This is a genomic window from Undibacterium sp. YM2 (assembly GCF_009937975.1).
In the GTDB taxonomy this organism is placed as follows: Bacteria; Pseudomonadota; Gammaproteobacteria; order Burkholderiales; family Burkholderiaceae_D; genus Undibacterium.
Map to the genome: position 1 here is coordinate 2,366,389 of NZ_AP018441.1, position 18,910 is coordinate 2,385,298.

Consider the following 18,910-nt stretch of genomic DNA (forward strand, 5'->3'; position numbering starts at 1 on the left):
CATTATTTGCTGCCTGTCTTCACAATTGCCTATCTCTTAAAACATGGGTGAAGAAAATGAAAGCTGGATTGCGTACGCTGCCTTTGCTGATTTCGGCGCTGGCAGCCCTGGCATTATTACTGCATGGACCGATTGCCCAGCTAGCGCATTATCATGACTTTGCTGACCAGTCAGACTGGGCGGGTATACCTCATGTGATTGATGTACTGACCAATCTTGGTTTTGCGATGGTGGCGATGGTTGGTGGCTGGTTTTTGCTGGAGAAATATCGCAAGGGCGATGTTGGTGTCGCATTCCCCGCTTATTGCGTCTTTGCTCTCAGTATCGCTGCTACTACCGTGGGTTCCAGTTATTACCATTTGGCACCTGACGATGCACGCCTGTTCTGGGATAGATTGCCCATTGCCTTTGCCTGTTGCAGTTTGCTGGCGGCAGTCAGGGCAGATAGTCTGCCAGGTATGGATGCGCGCAAAGCCTTTTTGGAGCTGGTGCTGTTATTGATGGCGGCTTTGATGTCGGTGATCTGGTGGCAGCAGACAGGTGACTTGCGTCCCTATTTGCTGATACAGGGTTTGACTCTGGTATTGATCCCTTTATGGCAATGGATATGGAAAGCAGAACGTGCAGACCGCCTGGCATTTGGTGCAGCGATGTTTTTATACGTAATTGCAAAAATTACTGAAATGCTGGATGGACAGATTTTGCAGCAACTCCAGTTCATGAGCGGCCACAGTCTCAAGCACTTGCTGGCAGCCCTGGCTGCTGGCCTGATAGTCTGGCGCTGGCGTGCTCACAAGGAAGTACAAGCAAGAACCACCGTTCAAAATATTGTAGTCCGCAGGCAAACTGCTTCATAATCAGGCTATTAATCAATTAGCCTGGATTTGAAGCTATGTGTGGATATTATGTGGATAGATAGCCACTGTCATCTGGATGCAAGTGAGTTTGGCGGCACATCGCTGGCCGTTGCCGAAGCTGCTGCGCAGGCAGGCGTCTCGGCCATCGTTGTGCCTGCCGTTCACAAAAGCAATTTTGACACTGTCATTCAGCTGGGCGAGCAGCGACCTGATTGTTTTTATGCCCTCGGCATACACCCCATGTATGTGCCAACTTCAAAAGAAGAAGACTTGCTACTTCTGCGTGAAAAAGTAAGTGAGTTGATGGCTGGCGCAGATGCACACAAAAAATTGGTTGCCATAGGCGAAATTGGTCTCGACTATTTTGTACCTGCACTGACACAGAGCCCTTTGAAGGAAAAGCAGGAATACTTCTATACGGAACAACTGAAGCTAGCCAGGGATTTTGATTTGCCTGTGCTACTCCATGTAAGACGTTCACAAGACATCATACTCAAGCATTTGCGACGCATCAAAGTGAGAGGCGGCATTGCTCATGCTTTCAATGGTAGTGTGCAGCAGGCACAGACCTTCATTGACATGGGTTTCAAGCTGGGCTTTGGTGGCGCCATGACTTTCACGCGCGCCTTGCAAATACGCAGGCTGGCAACGGACTTGCCCTTGTCCAGCATCGTGCTGGAAACCGATGCGCCAGATATCCCGCCTAGCTGGTTGCCAGAGGGTGCGAATACACCAGCCCAGTTGCCAAAGATAGGAGCCGTGCTGGCGGAGTTACGTCATCTGAGTCTGGCTGAGGTGGCGCAAGCAACTACCGCCAATGCCATGCACATCATGCCACGCATGCAAAGGGGCTAGTCTGTGCGGGCGGTGATGTTGGGATTGGTGTTTGGTGTCGCCATCTTGCAGCAGCAGGCAGAGCTATTGAGTTACAATTTTTTGGCGCTGTTGGTGGCTTCGTCACTAGTCATCATTCTTCTTTTGCTTAAATACAAACCAGAACCCTGGTTGCATCTGCCCGTGCGCTTTGCGCTTGCTGCTCTATTGGGCTTCGTCTGGGCCAGCGCTTATGCACATTTCTATATGCGCGAAGAGTTACCCAAAAAATGGGAAAACCAGGATGTGGTATTAACCGGCACCATAGACAGCCTGCCATTTCAGTTTGAACAAGGGCAAAGATTCAATTTCGCAGTCGAGCAAGTGCGTGCTGATGGTGTCGGTGATCTTACTGGCATTGCACATTGGCCATCCAAAGTCGCATTGTCCTGGTATGGTGTCGACCGTGGTAGCGATATGCGACAGGTGACGACAGTCCAGCCAGGAGAACGCTGGCAATTCAAAGTACGGCTGAAGCGCCCGCATGGCAACGCCAACCCACTCGCTGGCTTTGATTATGAGGCATGGCTGCTGGAGCAGGGTATACGTGCTACTGGTACTGTCAGGCTCGATAAATTTGAACCGGAAGCCGTTATCTATAACCGCAAGCTGGCTGATTTTGTCTGGAGCATCAACAATGTCGTCGAATACAGCCGCGCCAGGTTACGCGACCGCATCCACGCTGCTTTGCCCGGCCAGCCCTATACCGGGGTGCTGGTTGCCCTGGTGGTTGGTGATCAGCGTGAAATTCCTCAGTCTGACTGGACCATATTTAACCGGGTGGGCATAGGTCATCTGATCAGTATCTCCGGCTTGCATATCACCATGGTTGCAGGCTTGTTTGCTGGCCTGGTATTTTACTTTTGGCGGCGCTCTTTCTTTCTCAATCTCTCTTTGCCCCTGCGTTTGCCTGCGCAAAAAGCAGCAGCACTGGCAGGTGCGCTGATGGCATTGGTCTATGTTGCCCTGGCTGGATTTGGTTTGCCAGCGCAAAGAACATTGATCATGCTCAGCGTGGTAGCGGTGGCGATATGGACAGGGCGCATCAGCAGTTTTTCTGCAGTATTAAGCCTGGCGCTTGGACTGGTCGTATTGGCAGACCCGTGGGCGGTGTTGTCCGCGGGGTTTTGGTTATCCTTTGCGGCCGTCGGTGTCATTGTCTTTGCTACCGGTGGACAAGAGCGCCACAAACCTGAGGGGAGCCGTGCAGCTGGCCTCATCGCCTCTTTACGCTCTGCATCCCTCATGCAATATGCAGTGACCCTGGGTATGATCCCGCTGACCATGTTTTTATTTGGCCAGATATCCCTCATCAGCCCGCTGGCAAATGCAATTGCCATTCCCCTCGTCAGCTTTGTTGTGACTCCACTGGCTCTGGTTGGCAGCATCCTGCCTGCGCCCTTGTCAGGATGGCTGCTGCAAATTGCTCATGTCTTCGTCGATTTTCTGGCGCGCTTCCTGACTTACTTCAGTGCCTTGCCCTATGCAGTGTGGACGGCGCCCATCCCCTCATTCTGGCTGTTTGCGTTGGCCATGGCCGGTGTCTTGTGGCTCCTGGCTCCCAGAGCCTGGCCCTTGCGCTGGCTGGGGCTGGTCTGTTGCTTGCCATTGTTATTGCAGACTTCGCAAAGACCAGCAGAGGGAGAGTTGGCTGTGACGGCACTGGATGTAGGGCAGGGTATGGCTTTATTGCTGGAGACTGCACATCACAGGCTACTGTATGACAGCGGCCCCAGCCTTGGGCCTGAGTCAGACAGCGGCAGCCGCGTGATTTTGCCTTATCTGCATGCGAGGGGCATCAATGAGCTTGATGTCATGATGATTTCCCATAACGATAATGACCATTCTGGTGGTGCGCTGAGCATACTCAGGCATTTGCCAGTAAGTCTGCTAAGCACGTCCCTGAGTCTGGATAGTCCCATCGTTCAAACTGCAAAGCAGCACTGGCGTTGCGTGGGCGGGCAATTCTGGGATTGGGATGGTGTGCATTTTGAGGTCTTGCAACCAGGCACGGCCAGTTATGAAAGTACGAAGTGGAAGCCAAATGCCCGCAGCTGCGTATTAAAAGTCTCTACCAAACTGCACTCCATCTTGCTGGCGGGTGATATAGAGGCCATACAGGAAGATGAATTGGTGAACAGTATCCCGCAAAAACTGAAAGCGGATATATTACTTGCGCCCCACCATGGCAGTGGCACCTCTTCAACAGAACCTTTCCTGAAAGTGGTGCAACCAGAGCTGGCAATTTTCCAGGTAGGTTACCTGAACCGCTACCACCATCCCAAGCCAGAAGTCTTCCAGCGCTATGCTGATTTTGGAATAAAACGTCTAAGAACAGATGAATCGGGTGCAATCAGCATACAATTTGGCGCATCATTGAAAACTTCACAATTCAGACAGGAAAACGCGCGTTACTGGTTTGACCGGTAATGCAATGCCTATAGTTATGAACGAGACTACCGTAAAACCCATCATCCATTTTGTCCATGGCAATAGCTTTCCATCCGGGACTTATCGTATGTTCCTCGATCATTTGCGCTCTGACTATGAAGTTCATGCCACTGACATGGTCGGTCACGATCCGGCATATCCTGTCACAGATGGCTGGCGCAACCTGGTGCAGGAATTGATTGATACCTTGCAGGCTAGTTATCAGCAACCTGTGATTTTGCTGGGCCATTCGCTGGGTGGTATTTTGTCTTTAATGGCCGCCAGGGCCAGGCCAGACCTGGTGCGTTGCGTAGTGGTGCTGGATTCGCCAGTAGTCTCAGGTTGGCGGGCAATGTTGTTGCGTATATTCAAGTCCCTGGGGCTGGACAAAAAGTTTTCACCTGCGCGTTTTTCAGAAAGGCGACGTCACCTTTGGAAAAATGAAGAAGAGGCTTATCAGCACTTTGCCTCCAAGGAGATGTTTGCGATCTGGCCGCCAGAAGTCTTGCGTGATTATATGAAAGCTGGACTTAAACCTCATGCTGAAGGCGTCACCCTGCGCTTTACCCGTGAAGTGGAAACGGCAATTTACCGTACTCTGCCACATGGCCTGGGCCGTTTGAATAAACGTCCACCCAATGTGCCAGTGGGTTTTGTAGGCGGGACTGAGTCCATAGAATGCCGTCAGGCAGGCCCTCATGCGACAAAAAAATTAATGGGTGATAATTACGTTCTTATTCCTGGTGGGCATCTGATCCCCATGGAAGTGCCTGGTCATACAGCCGCTGCTGTGCTGAACATGCTGGAAAGCATGAAACTAAGCTCCATATAAACACTATCGTGATAAATACATGAATCAAATCAAGCCTGTATTGAAATTTTCCACTTCACTGGCAGCAATGCTTTTTACTGCCAATGTATTTGCACAAGAGACTTTGCCATCCTGGGATGAATTCACTCAGGTGCGGCAAACTGGCAAGACGACCTGGCAAGTGGACATTGATAATGACAGCCTCTTGCTGAAGAAGGATGATGGTTTTTACACCAGCGGTAACAGAATAGGACAAAGCTTTACCAAAGGGAGCGCAACACAAGCACTGACTTATGGCTGGCGACTGGGGCAGGAGCTATATACAGCATCAGACATCAAGCTGGCACCAAACCAGATCGCCAAAATTGATCATCCCTACGCTGGCTGGTTGTTTGCAGGCGTGTATCGTGAAAAGAATGAAGCCAATGGCAGCAGCCAGCGCCTGGGTCTGGATATAGGATGCCTGGGCCCTTGCGCTGGTGGCGAGTGGACGCAGACGCATTTGCACCGATTGCTGAAGCAGCCTTTGCCACAAGGCTGGAGTACACAACTGCGCAATGAATGGGGTGCAGTCTTATCAGGTGAATATTCGCCTGGCCGCATCGTGACCATGTCCAATGTAGATATTGCTCCGCGTGTGAAGGGCCGTTTTGGCAATATCTTTACTGATGCCAGTGCCGAGTTGATGATACGGGCAGGTAGCTTGAATGCACTGCCGGAGCAGCCAGCCAGTTATGGCTTCTTGCGTACGGAACTCAAAGCCGTTGCCTACAATGCAAGCATACAGGGCGGTTACTTTAGTAATCAGACTACTGCAGTCAAGCCAAAGAGCCTGATTGGCGAGTTTGAAATAGGCTATTTATGGCGTGCTGAAAACTTCGGTGCATCGGCATCTTTCATCCGCCGCAGCAATGAAATCAAGGAATTAAGCAATGGCCAGGGCGCACAGAGTTTTGCAAGATTGCAATTTATTTATGCAATGTAAATCTGCTGATTCCTGAATTTTCAAGCTAATTGCGAGCGGGAATTCTCGCACATCATGGCTTAGTGATGTATAATTCGAATTTCCCGCTTGTGCCGTTCGGCACCTTCTGCAATGACTAAGTTTGTATTCGTTACGGGGGGCGTAGTCTCCTCTTTAGGCAAGGGTATTGCCGCTGCCTCTCTCGCTGCGATCCTTGAATCGCGCGGTCTCAAAGTCACTATGCTCAAACTTGATCCCTACATCAATGTGGATCCAGGTACCATGAGCCCATTCCAGCATGGCGAAGTTTTCGTGACCGATGACGGCGCTGAAACTGATCTGGATCTGGGTCACTATGAGCGTTTCATCACGGCCAAAATGAAAAAGGTGAATAATTTCACCACCGGCCAGATTTATGAATCCGTTATCCGCAAAGAACGCCGTGGCGAATACCTGGGCAAGACTGTGCAAGTTATTCCGCACATCACTAATGAAATCCAGGAATTCATCCACCGTGGCGCAGCCGGTGCTGACGTTGCCCTGGTTGAGATTGGCGGCACAGTCGGTGATATTGAGTCCCTGCCTTTCCTTGAAGCTGCCCGTCAATTGAGTTTGCGTGCTGGCCGCAATGCTGCCGCTTTCGTGCATTTGACACTGGTGCCTTATGTTGCCGCTGCTGGTGAATTGAAAACCAAGCCTACCCAACACAGTGTACAAAAACTGCGCGAAATCGGTATTTTCCCGGATGCCTTGTTATGCCGTGCTGACCGTCCTATCCCTGATGATGAACGCGCCAAGATTTCCTTGTTTGCCAACGTACCTGAAGAAGGCGTGATCTCAGTCTGGGATGCCGATACCATCTATAAGATTCCACAGATGTTGCACGACCAGGGCTTGGATAAAATCGTCTGCGATAAACTGGGCTTGTCACCAAAACCGGCTGATCTGGCGATGTGGGACAAATTGATCTATGCGCTGGAAAATCCGAAAGAAGAAGTCACTATCGGCATGGTAGGTAAATATGTCGATCTGACAGAGTCGTATAAGTCTTTGACAGAAGCCCTGCGTCATGCCGGTATCCATACTGAAAGCCGTGTGAATATTGAATACGTGGATTCTGAAGAAATCGAAGCGCATGGTACCAAGTCGCTGGAAAAATACGATGCCATCCTGGTGCCAGGTGGTTTCGGCAAGCGTGGCGTAGAAGGTAAGATCCTGGCTGCCCGTTATGCGCGTGAAAACAAAATACCTTACCTGGGCATTTGCCTGGGTATGCAGGTTGCCCTGATTGAATATGCACGTAACAAGGCAGGTCTGGCCATGGCAAATTCGACAGAGTTTGATGCTGAGACAGAACAGCCAGTGGTTGCTCTTATCAATGAATGGCAAAACCATGATGGTAAAGTCGAAACGCGCGATGAAAATTCTGACCTCGGCGGCACCATGCGCCTGGGAGCGCAGACTTGTGCAGTTCGCCCCGGTACGCTCGCTTCTGAGATTTATGGCAATGTCGTGACTGAGCGTCATCGCCATCGCTATGAAGCCAATAACCATTACCTGGGGCGCGTGGAGGCTGCTGGTCTGACAGTATCTGCCCGTACGCCGACTGAAGATTTGTGTGAAATCATGGAATTGCCACGCGATGTGCATCCATGGTATCTGGGTGTGCAGTATCACCCTGAATTCAAATCGACACCGCGTGACGGCCATCCCTTGTTTATCTCTTTCGCCAAGGCGGCGATAGAACATAAAAAGGCGCAGGGTAACAAGGCATGAGATGTAAGGGATTTGATGCAGACCTCCAGCCGGGTAGTTTGAACACTGGTTTGTCTGTTATCTGCAAATTCTGATTAAAAAGGCGAGCCACTTTTGCGGTTCGCCTTTTTTGCAAGACGGTACGTAGTTGCCTGAGGGAATGTTGTTGGCATACTCTGCAGAAGGTCATGGCAGGGATATGCCTGGCTTTTTGAGCCTGCTTTTCCATGATTTGATCTGTGGTGAAGGTTTTTTTGCTTACCAGCGTAAAAAGCCGCAAGAATAAAGTTTTGTCCGGCTTGAAGTGTCGCCGTAATGGGGTATCATCTGCACCATCATTTTGGCTGTATCAATTCATTACAGCTTCCAGCTTTATTTGTCTGCAGGCATATCCGGCCAGTGGATGTTTTACAAATCAGATTCGTATTATTTTGTTAGATATTTTGTTCGATATTTTGATTGTTTAGGAGAATTGAATGAGTGCCATCGTTGACATTATCGGTCGTGAAGTTCTGGATTCGCGCGGTAACCCAACTGTTGAATGTGATGTCTTGCTGGAGTCTGGTGTCATGGGCCGTGCTGCCGTGCCTTCTGGCGCATCCACAGGTTCCCGCGAAGCGATAGAACTGCGTGATGGCGACAAGTCCCGCTATCTGGGCAAGGGCGTCCTGAAAGCCTGCGAACACATCAATACCGAAATCGCCGAAGCCATCATGGGCCTGGATGCGAATGAGCAGGCATTCCTGGATCGTACCCTGATCGATCTGGATGGTACTGAAAACAAGAGCCGCCTGGGTGCAAATGCCATGCTGGCTGTGTCCATGGCTGTCGCCAAGGCTGCTGCTGAAGAAGCGGGCCTGCCACTTTACCGTTATTTCGGTGGTTCGGGCGCAATGCAATTGCCAGTGCCTATGATGAACGTCATCAATGGCGGTGCTCATGCTGACAATAATCTGGACTTGCAAGAGTTTATGATTATTCCGGTTGGTGCACCAACTTTCCGCGAAGCAGTTCGCTATGGTGCTGAAGTATTCCACGCACTGAAAAAGATTTTGCATGACAAGGGTTTGACGACAGCAGTTGGTGATGAAGGCGGTTTTGCTCCTTCCGTAGATAACCATGAAGCCGCCATCAAGCTGATCATCCAGGCGATAGAAGCTGCTGGCTACGAGCCAGGCACGCAAATCGCCCTGGGCCTGGATTGCGCCGCCAGTGAATTCTACAAAGACGGCAAATATCACCTCGAAGGTGAAGGTCTGACTTTGTCTTCTGCTGACTTTACTAACCTGCTGGCAACATGGGTAGATAAGTATCCTATCATCTCCATCGAAGACGGCATGGCTGAAGGTGATTGGGATGGCTGGGCTATCCTGACTGAAAAACTGGGCAAGAAAGTCCAGATCGTTGGTGATGACTTGTTCGTCACTAATACCAAGATCCTGAAAGAAGGCATACAAAAAGGTATTGCCAACTCCATCCTGATCAAGATTAACCAGATCGGTACTTTGACTGAAACTTTTGCTGCGATCGAAATGGCAAAACGTGCTGGTTATACAGCCGTTATTTCCCATCGTTCCGGTGAAACAGAAGACAGCACTATCGCTGATATCGCCGTTGGTACGAATGCCTTGCAAATCAAGACCGGCTCTTTGTCTCGTTCTGACCGTATGGCAAAATACAACCAATTGCTGCGTATTGAAGAAGATTTGGGCGAAATTGCCAGTTATCCTGGTCGCGACGCCTTCTATAATCTGAAGTAATCTGGTATCGTGCAAATAAAAAGGGGAACTGGGTTCCCCTTTTTCTTGTAGCTCTGCTTTTGGAAACAGATTGGTTTTGTTTTTATTTTTTTGCTTTAATTATCCGTGCGTTTGATAGCTCTTTCCTTTGCTGCCCTGTTGATGTTGATCCAATACCCGCTGTGGTTGGGTAAGGGGGGTGGTTGCGTGTCTGGGAGTTGGACAGGCAGGTAGCGCAGGTAAAAGGAAATAACGAAAAATTAAAAGAACGCAATGGCAAGCTCGAATCCGAAGTCCAGGATTTAAAGACAGGTACAGACGCGGTAGAAGAGCGTGCCCGTTTTGAGCTAGGCATGATCAAGAAAAATGAAATTTTCGTGCAGATACTAGATGCCAATTCACCTGCTTCAACGACTGCACAGCCTGACCAGGTCAAGCGCTGACAGTATTCATGGTCAGCCTGACGTGGCTGTGCTTCCTCAGTTATACCTCATTTACATCCCATATACATATAGCCACATATTTGTTCGTCCTGTATGTGGTCAAGCAGCATTCTGGTGTTAGAATCACCAGTCTTTTTTGCATTTACATTTCGTAACAAAATTGCAGATATTGCATTTTCCTAGATGCCAGCTGTATTTTGTACTTTTTATGCATGAGCGCATTTGTGCTCAAACTTCGATTACTTCATGAAAAATAACAAGTATCAATTTTTTATTCCCGTCTTATTGTCAGCATTGCTCAGCGCTTGCGGCGGTGGAAGCGGCGGTGCTAGTACAGCCAGCAATAACGCGAACGGCGCTACAGTAGCTGTCAGTAACAGTGGCCGGCAATTCATCGGCATAGTCGCAAAGGGGCGCATCATCGGCGCGCGCGTATCAGCCTTTAGTCTTGATCAGTCCGGTAATAAATCTGCCAGTTCTTTTGCGACAGCTACTACCGGCGCTGACGGGAGCTATGCGATATCGGTACCTGGCAATGTCACCAGCTTTCTCATCGAAGTAAGTGGGGTGCCCGGTGCAATGATGTATGACGAAGCCACCCAGGCAGACCTGCCTTTTCCTGAAGACTTGAAGTTGCGCAGTGTTGTCAAGCAGGGCGCCAGTCCTGAGCCAGTATATTGGGGTAGCGTTACACCGCTGACGGAATTGATCGTTCAGCTTGCAGAAAAAGCGGGTGGCCTGAGTTCGTCCAATATAGACAGGGCCAGGGCAGGTGTGCAGGCATTGCTGGGCTTTGACCCGCAAAGGGTGCCTGTCATCCACACGACGGCTGAGTCATCGCAAGATACTTATGTTGATGAAAAAATTCAGGGCCTGAGTTTGACGGCCATTTCGCAACTGGCGCTGGACAAGGCATTTTCCTGCGATGCTGCAAGCCAGGGTAGCCGCGTAGCTTGCGTGGTAAAACAAATCGCCTCTGCTGGCAGGTTGGATGGCAATGATTTTGTATTGCGCGAAGATGTGCGTGCTGCTTTGCGTGCCAGCCTTGAAAAAGTCGCACAAGATGAAAACCTCAACAAATCAGGCAAAAACTCTGTGGCCGGTACCAGTGCGTTCACTGCAAATAGTTTGCCAGCACCTGCGCCGGAACAGGACAAGATCGCTGCAACCAAACAATTATTTGGCAGCTTGCGTAATAACATCTATGCAGTATCGAATTCACAGCAAAATGGTGGCCTGGATTTACGCCTCAATGCTGTCAAGTCCGACTTTGAAAAAGCGACGCAACCCTTGGATAAGGATTTGCTGATCTGGTCCAAAACCATCACCGAAGGTATAGATCAATTCAATAAATACAGAAATGGTCAGACCAATGCAACGGCGGTCAATGGCCTGTTTTATGGGCAAACGGCATTGTGGAGTGGTTATCAGAATATAGGCAATCTGGGCGATTGCACTGTCATGCGCGATGCCTTGAATGTGGCAACTACACCTGCGCAGGCGGCGGGCATAGAATGCCGTTTTTCACGTTTCATTTTGCCGGGCACCTATAAATACGGTTACAAATACCAGGTTGACTGGGTAGAATTGGTAGATCGTATCTGGCTGGAACCAGTGGCAAATGACGTCACCCGTTTTAACTACAAATCTGAATTGGTGCAGCAAAAAGCAGTGTTCGTCTGGAATGAAGGAAAGAATGATTTCCTGAGAAGACCAGTTAATCCTGCAGACGTAGTTGCCACGTATGGCAATTCAAATGATGCATACACTGGTCAGATGAGTATTGCCATGGAAGGCAACAAGCTATATGCCTTCACGGTTGAAGGCAAGATGCCGCCACGTACGAATAGCGCTGGTCAATTGATTTCAGATTTTGAACGCTGGAGTCTTCGTACAGACCGCAATCAAACTGTCGATGGCAATTTCCGCTATGACTTCAGTGGTGAGCTTAAATCTTATGTCAAAGATCAGGTAAGTTCACGCCTGTCGCTGGATAAAGGTTCTTATGCAATTGTTGCCTTGAATTACAAAGGTAATCTGCAAAAAAATGGCATCAAAGAATTCAATCTGGCGATTACGGCTGAAGCTGGTAATAGCAAAGTGCATGGTGAAATTAAAATCGGCAATGCATCTGCCGACAAGAATGGCCTCAGCTATCAGCCTAACCGTATAGATTTTATCGGTAGCATCAGCAATGCCACAGGCCTTGCAAATGCACTGGAGATTTTCAATGGACAATTGACGGTAGAGCGTTTTGCCTACGGCAGTTTTGATAGCAGCAAGCCTGAGTCAGCAAATAATTTTGTGCGCAAGGCAGTAGCATTGTCAGGCGTGGTGCAGGTGCCAGAACGCCCGCCATTAAAATTGAATGTGACAGGCAGTAATGATGCCTTCGGCAGTAGCAGCATACTTGCGCAATATCTGGATGGCAGCAGTGTCATCAATGCGCAAATGAGTGAGAGTACTGGTAAGCCCCGCGTTGTGCGCGTCAGTAGCTCGTCCGGTGTTTCTTTTGACGTGTATGGCAAAAATGAAGTTGCCGACATCCTCAAGGATGGCAGCAAGGTAGGCTGGCTGGATATCAAGGCAGGCCGTATCAGCTATGTTGATGGCAGCTTTGAAACCATCCGATAGTTTGTAAATTGTTTGACGGCCCGCTGCATGTCAGCGGGCTATTTTTTTGAGTAAACCATGTTTTCATCCCGTCTGATATTTTCCTTGTTCTGCGCATCGCTGATTCAGCAGGTATATGCTCTGGATGTGCTTGCCCCACAAAAGAGTGATGAGGGCTGGCAGGTATTTTCCAGTATCGATTTGTGGGAAGCGTCAGACTTCATGCCCACCCGCAAAATCGAGGGTAACTGGAATACAGATTTTTCTCCCAAAGATGGTCAGAATGTCAGCCTGCGCCGTTTGCGGGCAGAGCTGGGCGTGGGTTATAAAGAGTGGCGCTTGAGTCTGGAAGCGCGTCAGGAAGGCATGCTTAAAGCCAGTTCATCCACCCTGGCATTTGTTAAAGCATACAAGCAAGCTGGTTTGCCACAGCAAGCGGTCAATTATCAGCTGGATGCACAGCTGGAAAGCTGGTCAGGCTTTGGTGTGCGGGCAGGGCGTTGGTTTGCATTTGGCGGTGAATATCAGCCACGCTTCTTTGCCAGTGTCGTGTATTACATGAATCCGCAATACCGCTCCACGCAGGCAACAGGTGCGGCCAGTTATGTCGATAATCAGCACTACAGTTTTTCTGCAACCGAACTGGATGTGAATAGCCGTTACCAATATTTGTTCCAGCAATTTGAGCCTGAAGCCAGGGGTTACAGCTCCAGCCTTGCCATGGATTGGCAAATCAATCCAGCATGGCGCATGCAATATCAACTGGAAGATGCATACAACCGCTTTGCCTGGAAAAATTTGCCAGAGCTACAGCAAAGCCTGAGCTCTGCCGTTGTGCAATATGACAGTAAGGGGTATTTGAACTATCAGCCTTTGCTACAAGGCGTCAACCGTCAAAGGACGCGCTCAGTCTCTGTGCCACAAACACATACAGCGCGACTCGCCTACCAAAACCAGCAATGGGAATTTGCCGCACAAGTACAGCATTTTTACGGCGTCAATCTGCCTGTGTTGAGTGTCGCTAATCATTCTGCCTATGGCCGCTTTGATGCCAGCTTTAATACGCGCTATAAATCAGTGGGCCTAGGCTGGAGCAATCAATTCGTGGGTGTGCATTTGCAGACAGATAATCTGAACTTGAGTAGTGCCAAAGTACTGGGTTTGGGTGTGCAGGCACGCTATCAATTTTAAATGCCAATTCTAAACACCTACATATTTCTGCCAGGTCTCGGGTAATTGTGTGAGGCTGTCGCTATTCCCATGCCAGACTATCTTGCCGCGTTCCATGATGCTGTGTTGGTCGGCAAGGGGTATGAGTTTTTCTACATATTTATCGATAACCAGCGTGGTTTGCCCCTGATCGCGCAGTTTCCGCAGGCAGGCCCAGATTTCTTCACGCACTAGCGGTGACAGGCCTTCCGTCGCTTCATCCAGTATCAGCAAATGCGGATTGGTCATCAAGGCGCGTGAGATGGCCAGCATCTGCTGTTCACCACCAGACAATTGATTACCCATATTACCGGCGCGCTCGGCCAGACGTGGGAATAGCTGGTAAATTTCTTTTAGGCTCCATGGCGTTTTGCTTTGATTGCGATTGGCTGCAAAGGCAACCAGGTTTTCCTTGACGGTCAGGTTAGGGAAAATCTGTCTGCCTTCCGGCACCAGGGCTATGCCCATCCTGGCGATCTTATCCGTCGTCATTTTTTCTATGCGCTGGCCCATGAAACTGATATGGCCCATATGTGCCGGTGTCAGGCCCAGTATCGAGCGCAAGGTCGTAGTCTTGCCAGCGCCATTGCGGCCTAGCAGGCTGGCGACTTCACCTTGGCGTATCTGCAGGTCTATGCCAAACAAGACCTGGCTGTGGCCATAGGCGGTAGCGATATGCTCGACTTCCAGTATGGTCTTCATGCGACTTCCTTGTGTGCGATATCCATTTCATCACCTAGATAGGCTTTCTTGACTTCCGGGTTCTGGCGTATCTGTTCTGCCGCGCCAGTGGCGATGATGGAGCCTGCCACCAGGACAGAAATACGGTCAGCCAGTTTGAAGACGGCATCCATATCATGTTCAATCAAGATGACTGCTGCCTTGCCACGCAGGGCGGCAATCAGTTCCAGCATCTTGCCTGATTCTTCATGTCCTGTGCCTGCCATGGGTTCGTCCAGCAAAAGCAGTTTTGGTTGCGTCGCCAGCGTTAATCCGAGTTCCAGTTGACGTTGTTCGCCATGCGCAAGTTCACAGGCTTTGCTGTTGACCACTTCCGCCAACCCTATGTCACTGGCGAGTTGTCTTGCTTCCTCAAAAAGTGCCTGCTCATCTATCGCTTTGCGCCAGAAACGCATGCTGCTGCCTGAGCGCGCTTGTATTGCCAGGCTCAGGTTATCGATAACGGTATATGACTGGAAAATATTCGTGATCTGGTAAGAACGTGCCAACCCTAGCTTGACGCGCTCATGCATGCTGGTGGCAGTAACATCCTCACCATTGAAAACGATTTGCCCCTGGTTTGGCGCAATGGCACCGGATATCTGATGTATCAGCGTAGTCTTGCCTGCGCCATTCGGGCCTATGATGGCGTGTATCTCGCCAGGCAATACATCCAGGCTCAGGTTGTTGGTTGCGAGCAGCCCGCCATAACGTTTGACCAGGCCTTTTAACTGTAAAACGCTCATGCCTGATCCCCTTGAGGTTTTTTCGCCGACATGAATTTTTGCGGCAGGCTGGCCAGGCCATTTGGTAAGAGCATGACGACCAGTAGCAAGATGATGCCAAGATACAATTGCCAGTGTATGGTGTATCCAGACAGTATCTCTTCCAGCATCAGCATCACTACAGCGCCCAGGATGCCGCCTGACAGATAACCCACGCCGCCGAGTATGACCATTACCATCAGGCTGCCGGATTGTGTCCAGTGCAAAAGATTAGGACTGACCAGCATGTTTTGGTTTGCCAGCAGGGCACCAGCCAGACTGGCGATGCTGCCAGCAATTGCAAAACACAACAGCTTGTAGCGAAACACCGGGTAACCTATGGCTTCCATGCGGGTTTCGTTTTCCTTGATGGCTTGTATCACTCTACCAAAACGGGAGTTGATAAGTCGGTACAGGATGAAGAGAAATATGGTACTAATGGCCAGCACCAGATAATAAAAATTGCTGTCATTGCTCATGTCCAAACCAGTCACCGAGCGTTGTGCCAGGCTCAGGCCATCATCACCGCCATAGTTTTTCAGTGATACGAACAAAAAGTACAGCATCTGCGCGAATGCCAGCGTGATCATGATGAAATATACACCGCGCGTCCTGAGTGAGACACTGCCTATCGCCAGTGCCAGCACAAAGCCAGTGAGCATCGCCACTGGCCAGCTGATCCAGGCAGACGTGACTCCATGCTGCATCAATATACCCACTACATAGGCGCCACTGCCAAAGAAAGCAGCATGTCCCAGGCTGATCATGCCGCCAAAACCGAGTATCAGGTTCAGGCTGCTGGCTACCAGCGCAAAAATCATCAAGCGGCTTAACAAGCCTATATAAAATTCCTGGGCGAAGTAAGTCGCCAGCAGGGGGAAGGCAAGCAGCACGAGCAGGATGCCTGTGCTGGACTTGCGCGATATGCTGTGATGTAGGCTGCTTTGCATAATTAGTCCCTCAGCCGCGAGCAGGGAACAGACCCTGGGGTTTGTAAAACAGCACGGCTGCCATCAATACATAAATCAGTATCGACGCCAGGGCAGGGCCGAGGTTCGCGGCCATCTCCAGCGGCATCAATAGTTTCAGTGCACCAGGCAGCAAGGTTTTACTCAGGGTATCAACCAGCCCCACCAGCAATGCACCTACCAGTGCACCGCGTATCGAGCCTATGCCGCCAATGACGATGACCACAAACGCCAGTATCAGGATACTTTCACCCATGCCCACCTGTACTGCCAGTATGGAGCCGAGCAGAGCGCCCGCGATGGCGCAAAGGGCTGCACCAAAAGCAAACAGCAATGTAAACACCAGCTTGATATTGATACCCATGGTGATCGCCATTTCACGGTTCGATGCCCCGGCACGTACCAGCATACCTACACGGGTTTTGGTAACCACAAAATACAGTAGGCCAGCGACAGCCAGCCCGGTGGCAATGATGAACAGACGGAAAGAGGAATAAAAAAAGTCAGGCAGCAACTCCACTGGCCGTGACAACTGCGGTGGAATATTCAGCATCAGCGGTTGCGCACCCCAGATCATGCGTGCACCTTCGTTAAAGATCAGTATCAATGCAAAAGTCGCCAGTACATGGGACAAATGATCGCGCTGGTATAAATGCCGGAAGACGACTACTTCCAGTATCACACCCAGCAGCGCAGTCGCTATCACCGCTGCAAGCAGGCCCTGCCAGAAAGAACCTGTCATACCAGTAAAGCTGGCGGCGAAATAAGCACCTGCCATATACAGGGAACCGTGAGCCAGGTTGATGAAGTCCATGATGCCAAAGATCAGCGTCAGGCCCGCTGCCAGCAGGAAAAGCATGAGGCCAAACTGCAAGCCATTTAAGCCGTGTTCAAGCAAAAGAGTGATATTCATCCCCTGATCCCTAAATGCTGATGGTGGTACAGATGTGAAATTACTTTAGGCCTAAAATATACTATAAGCGACGCAATTGAAAATATTTTCTTTGTGAAAAATTGAATTTTGATGTGAAAAAACACTTTACCTAAAAATAGTTTAGGTTTAAAGTAGTTTAGTGTTTTCGGGGTTGTTGTATCTACATTGTGTACCAAAGCCGGAGAAGAAATGAATTCAACTGTGCTACCAGGGTCTGCCCATCTGGATACCTTTGCTTTTGATCACTTGCCGTCGCGCGAGCAATGGCCGGAACTGATTTTTTCTTTGCCTGAATTGCAATACCCTGAACGCCTGAATTGTGTCGCCGATTTGCTCGACAAGATGTGCGCAACTGGTCATGCCGACAGCATTGCCATCCGCAGTCAGACAGAAAGCTGGACTTACTCCCATCTGTTGGCTACCGTCAATCGTATTGCCCATGTCTTGCTGGAAGATATGCATTTACAGCCCGGTAACCGGGTATTGTTGCGCGGTGCCAATAATCCCATGATGGCTGCCAGTGTACTGGCTGTCATCAAGGCGGGTTGTATAGCCGTGCCTACCATGCCATTGCTACGCGCCAAGGAATTAGGCGTGATCGCCAACAAAGCTGAAATTGCAGCCGCCCTTTGCTCAGAAAATCTGCGTGAAGAGATGGAGCTTGCAGTGCAGGCTAATCCCATATTGACGCAGGTGATGTACTTCAATCATCAGGGTGATGATGGCCTGGAAGCACTGATGGCTGGCAAGTCAGCTGAATTTGCAGCCGTCGATACCCTGGCCGAAGATGTCTGTCTCATCAGTTTTACTTCTGGTACGACTGGCATGCCCAAAGGCACCATGCATTTCCACAGGGATGTGCTGGCGATCTGCGATTGCTTCCCACGTTCAACCTTGCAGTCTGCACAAAGTGATATTTTCATAGGCACGCCACCACTGGCGTTTACTTTTGGCCTTGGTGGTTTGCTGCTGTTTCCCTTGCGCGTAGGTGCAACTGCGGTGCTGCTGGAAAAACTGACGCCAGAATCCCTGCTGAAAGCCATAGACGAATTCAAGGCTACTGTCTGTTTTACAGCGCCTACCTTTTATCGCCAGATGGCCACGCTGGCAAAGAATTTTGATCTATCCAGTCTCAAGAAAACTGTTTCTGCCGGTGAGGCCTTGCCTGCTGCAACCCGTGAAGCCTGGCGTCAGGCGACTGGTCTGGTCATGATAGATGGCATAGGTGCGACCGAGATGCTTCATATTTTTATTTCTGCCGCAGGTGATGAGGCGCGGGCAGGGGCAACCGGCAAGCCCATACCCGGCTACCAGGCATGCATATTTGATGAGCATGGCAACATGGCTGGCCCTGGCGTGGTTGGTCGTTTGGCAGTCAAGGGGCCAACAGGTTGCCGTTACCTGGCAGATGACAGGCAAAAAAATTATGTGCATCAGGGCTGGAACCTGACTGGCGATGCCTATGAAATGGATGCCGACGGTTATTTCTGGTACCGCGCCCGCACTGACGACATGATCATTTCTGCTGGCTATAACATTGCAGGCCCTGAGGTGGAGGAAGCCTTGCTGAAGCACCCCGCAGTGTCTGAATGCGCAGTCATCGGCCTGGCGGATGAAGAACGCGGCCAGATCGTCAAAGCCTTTGTGGTCTTGAAAGCCGGTGCGCAGGCATCAGCAGAGCTGAGCAAGGAAATCCAGGATTTCGTCAAGAATAACATCGCCCCTTACAAGTACCCGCGTGCCATAGAATTCATGACGAGTTTGCCGAGAACTGAGACCGGCAAACTGCAGCGCTATAAATTGCGTACGCCTGCTGCCAGCTAAAATAAC

General features: G+C 50.2%; 14 protein-coding genes and 1 pseudogene. 11 read left to right on the forward strand and 4 right to left on the reverse strand.

Annotation, left to right across the window (positions count from 1 at the left end):
* Positions 1–56 precede the first annotated feature (56 nt).
* The 10 genes and pseudogenes from UNDYM_RS10720 (at position 57) to UNDYM_RS10765 (ending at position 13,676) form a co-directional block, all read left to right on the forward strand.
* A complete protein-coding gene (locus UNDYM_RS10720) occupies positions 57–857 on the forward strand; it encodes a hypothetical protein (RefSeq protein WP_162041022.1) in 801 nt (266 codons plus the stop codon).
* 48 nt (positions 858–905) lie between these two features.
* Positions 906–1,712, forward strand: a complete 807-nt coding sequence (locus UNDYM_RS10725) for a TatD family hydrolase (protein ID WP_162041023.1) — start codon at positions 906–908, stop codon at positions 1,710–1,712.
* Between the two features lie 15 nt (positions 1,713–1,727).
* Positions 1,728–4,160: a DNA internalization-related competence protein ComEC/Rec2 gene (locus tag UNDYM_RS10730; RefSeq protein WP_232063948.1), complete on the forward strand. Its 2,433-nt coding sequence runs from the start codon at positions 1,728–1,730 to the stop codon at positions 4,158–4,160.
* A 16-nt stretch (positions 4,161–4,176) separates the two neighbouring features.
* The gene (locus UNDYM_RS10735; RefSeq protein ID WP_162041025.1) at positions 4,177–4,992 is read left to right on the forward strand and encodes an alpha/beta fold hydrolase; all 816 of its coding nucleotides are present in this window, start codon (positions 4,177–4,179) and stop codon (positions 4,990–4,992) included.
* A gap of 19 nt (positions 4,993–5,011) precedes the next feature.
* The gene (locus tag UNDYM_RS10740; RefSeq protein WP_232063953.1) at positions 5,012–5,956 is read left to right on the forward strand and encodes a lipid A deacylase LpxR family protein; all 945 of its coding nucleotides are present in this window, start codon (positions 5,012–5,014) and stop codon (positions 5,954–5,956) included.
* Between the two features lie 111 nt (positions 5,957–6,067).
* Positions 6,068–7,711, forward strand: coding sequence for a CTP synthase (locus UNDYM_RS10745; protein WP_162041026.1), 1,644 nt, complete (start codon positions 6,068–6,070; stop codon positions 7,709–7,711).
* A gap of 455 nt (positions 7,712–8,166) precedes the next feature.
* Entirely contained in the window at positions 8,167–9,450 is a 1,284-nt protein-coding gene (eno, locus tag UNDYM_RS10750; RefSeq protein WP_162041027.1) for a phosphopyruvate hydratase, read from the forward strand.
* Between the two features lie 105 nt (positions 9,451–9,555).
* Positions 9,556–9,872, forward strand: a pseudogene (gene ftsB / locus UNDYM_RS10755) (cell division protein FtsB).
* A gap of 246 nt (positions 9,873–10,118) precedes the next feature.
* The gene (locus UNDYM_RS10760; protein WP_162041028.1) at positions 10,119–12,506 is read left to right on the forward strand and encodes a hypothetical protein; all 2,388 of its coding nucleotides are present in this window, start codon (positions 10,119–10,121) and stop codon (positions 12,504–12,506) included.
* A 57-nt stretch (positions 12,507–12,563) separates the two neighbouring features.
* Positions 12,564–13,676, forward strand: coding sequence for a hypothetical protein (locus UNDYM_RS10765; RefSeq protein WP_162041029.1), 1,113 nt, complete (start codon positions 12,564–12,566; stop codon positions 13,674–13,676).
* A 9-nt stretch (positions 13,677–13,685) separates the two neighbouring features.
* Here UNDYM_RS10765 and UNDYM_RS10770 read toward each other — a convergent pair whose 3' ends face one another.
* Genes UNDYM_RS10770 through UNDYM_RS10785 form a run of 4 tightly spaced genes read right to left on the reverse strand, consistent with a single transcriptional unit; the run spans position 13,686 to position 17,059 of the window.
* A complete protein-coding gene (locus tag UNDYM_RS10770) occupies positions 13,686–14,396 on the reverse strand; it encodes an ABC transporter ATP-binding protein (protein WP_162041030.1) in 711 nt (236 codons plus the stop codon).
* Complete coding sequence (locus tag UNDYM_RS10775; protein ID WP_162041031.1) at positions 14,393–15,160, reverse strand: ABC transporter ATP-binding protein; 768 nt, start codon at positions 15,158–15,160, stop codon at positions 14,393–14,395. Before UNDYM_RS10775 ends, UNDYM_RS10770 begins: the two co-directional genes overlap by 4 nt.
* On the reverse strand, positions 15,157–16,128 hold the full coding sequence (locus UNDYM_RS10780; protein ID WP_162041032.1) for a branched-chain amino acid ABC transporter permease: 972 nt from the start codon (positions 16,126–16,128) through the stop codon (positions 15,157–15,159). Before UNDYM_RS10780 ends, UNDYM_RS10775 begins: the two co-directional genes overlap by 4 nt.
* A 10-nt stretch (positions 16,129–16,138) precedes the next feature.
* On the reverse strand, positions 16,139–17,059 hold the full coding sequence (locus UNDYM_RS10785) for a branched-chain amino acid ABC transporter permease (RefSeq protein ID WP_162041033.1): 921 nt from the start codon (positions 17,057–17,059) through the stop codon (positions 16,139–16,141).
* 210 nt (positions 17,060–17,269) lie between these two features.
* Between UNDYM_RS10785 and UNDYM_RS10790 the strand changes: the two genes are divergently transcribed.
* Positions 17,270–18,904 (forward strand): benzoate-CoA ligase family protein, encoded by a 1,635-nt coding sequence (locus UNDYM_RS10790; protein WP_162041034.1) that lies wholly within the window; start codon positions 17,270–17,272, stop codon positions 18,902–18,904.
* The last annotated feature ends 6 nt before the right edge of the window (positions 18,905–18,910 follow it).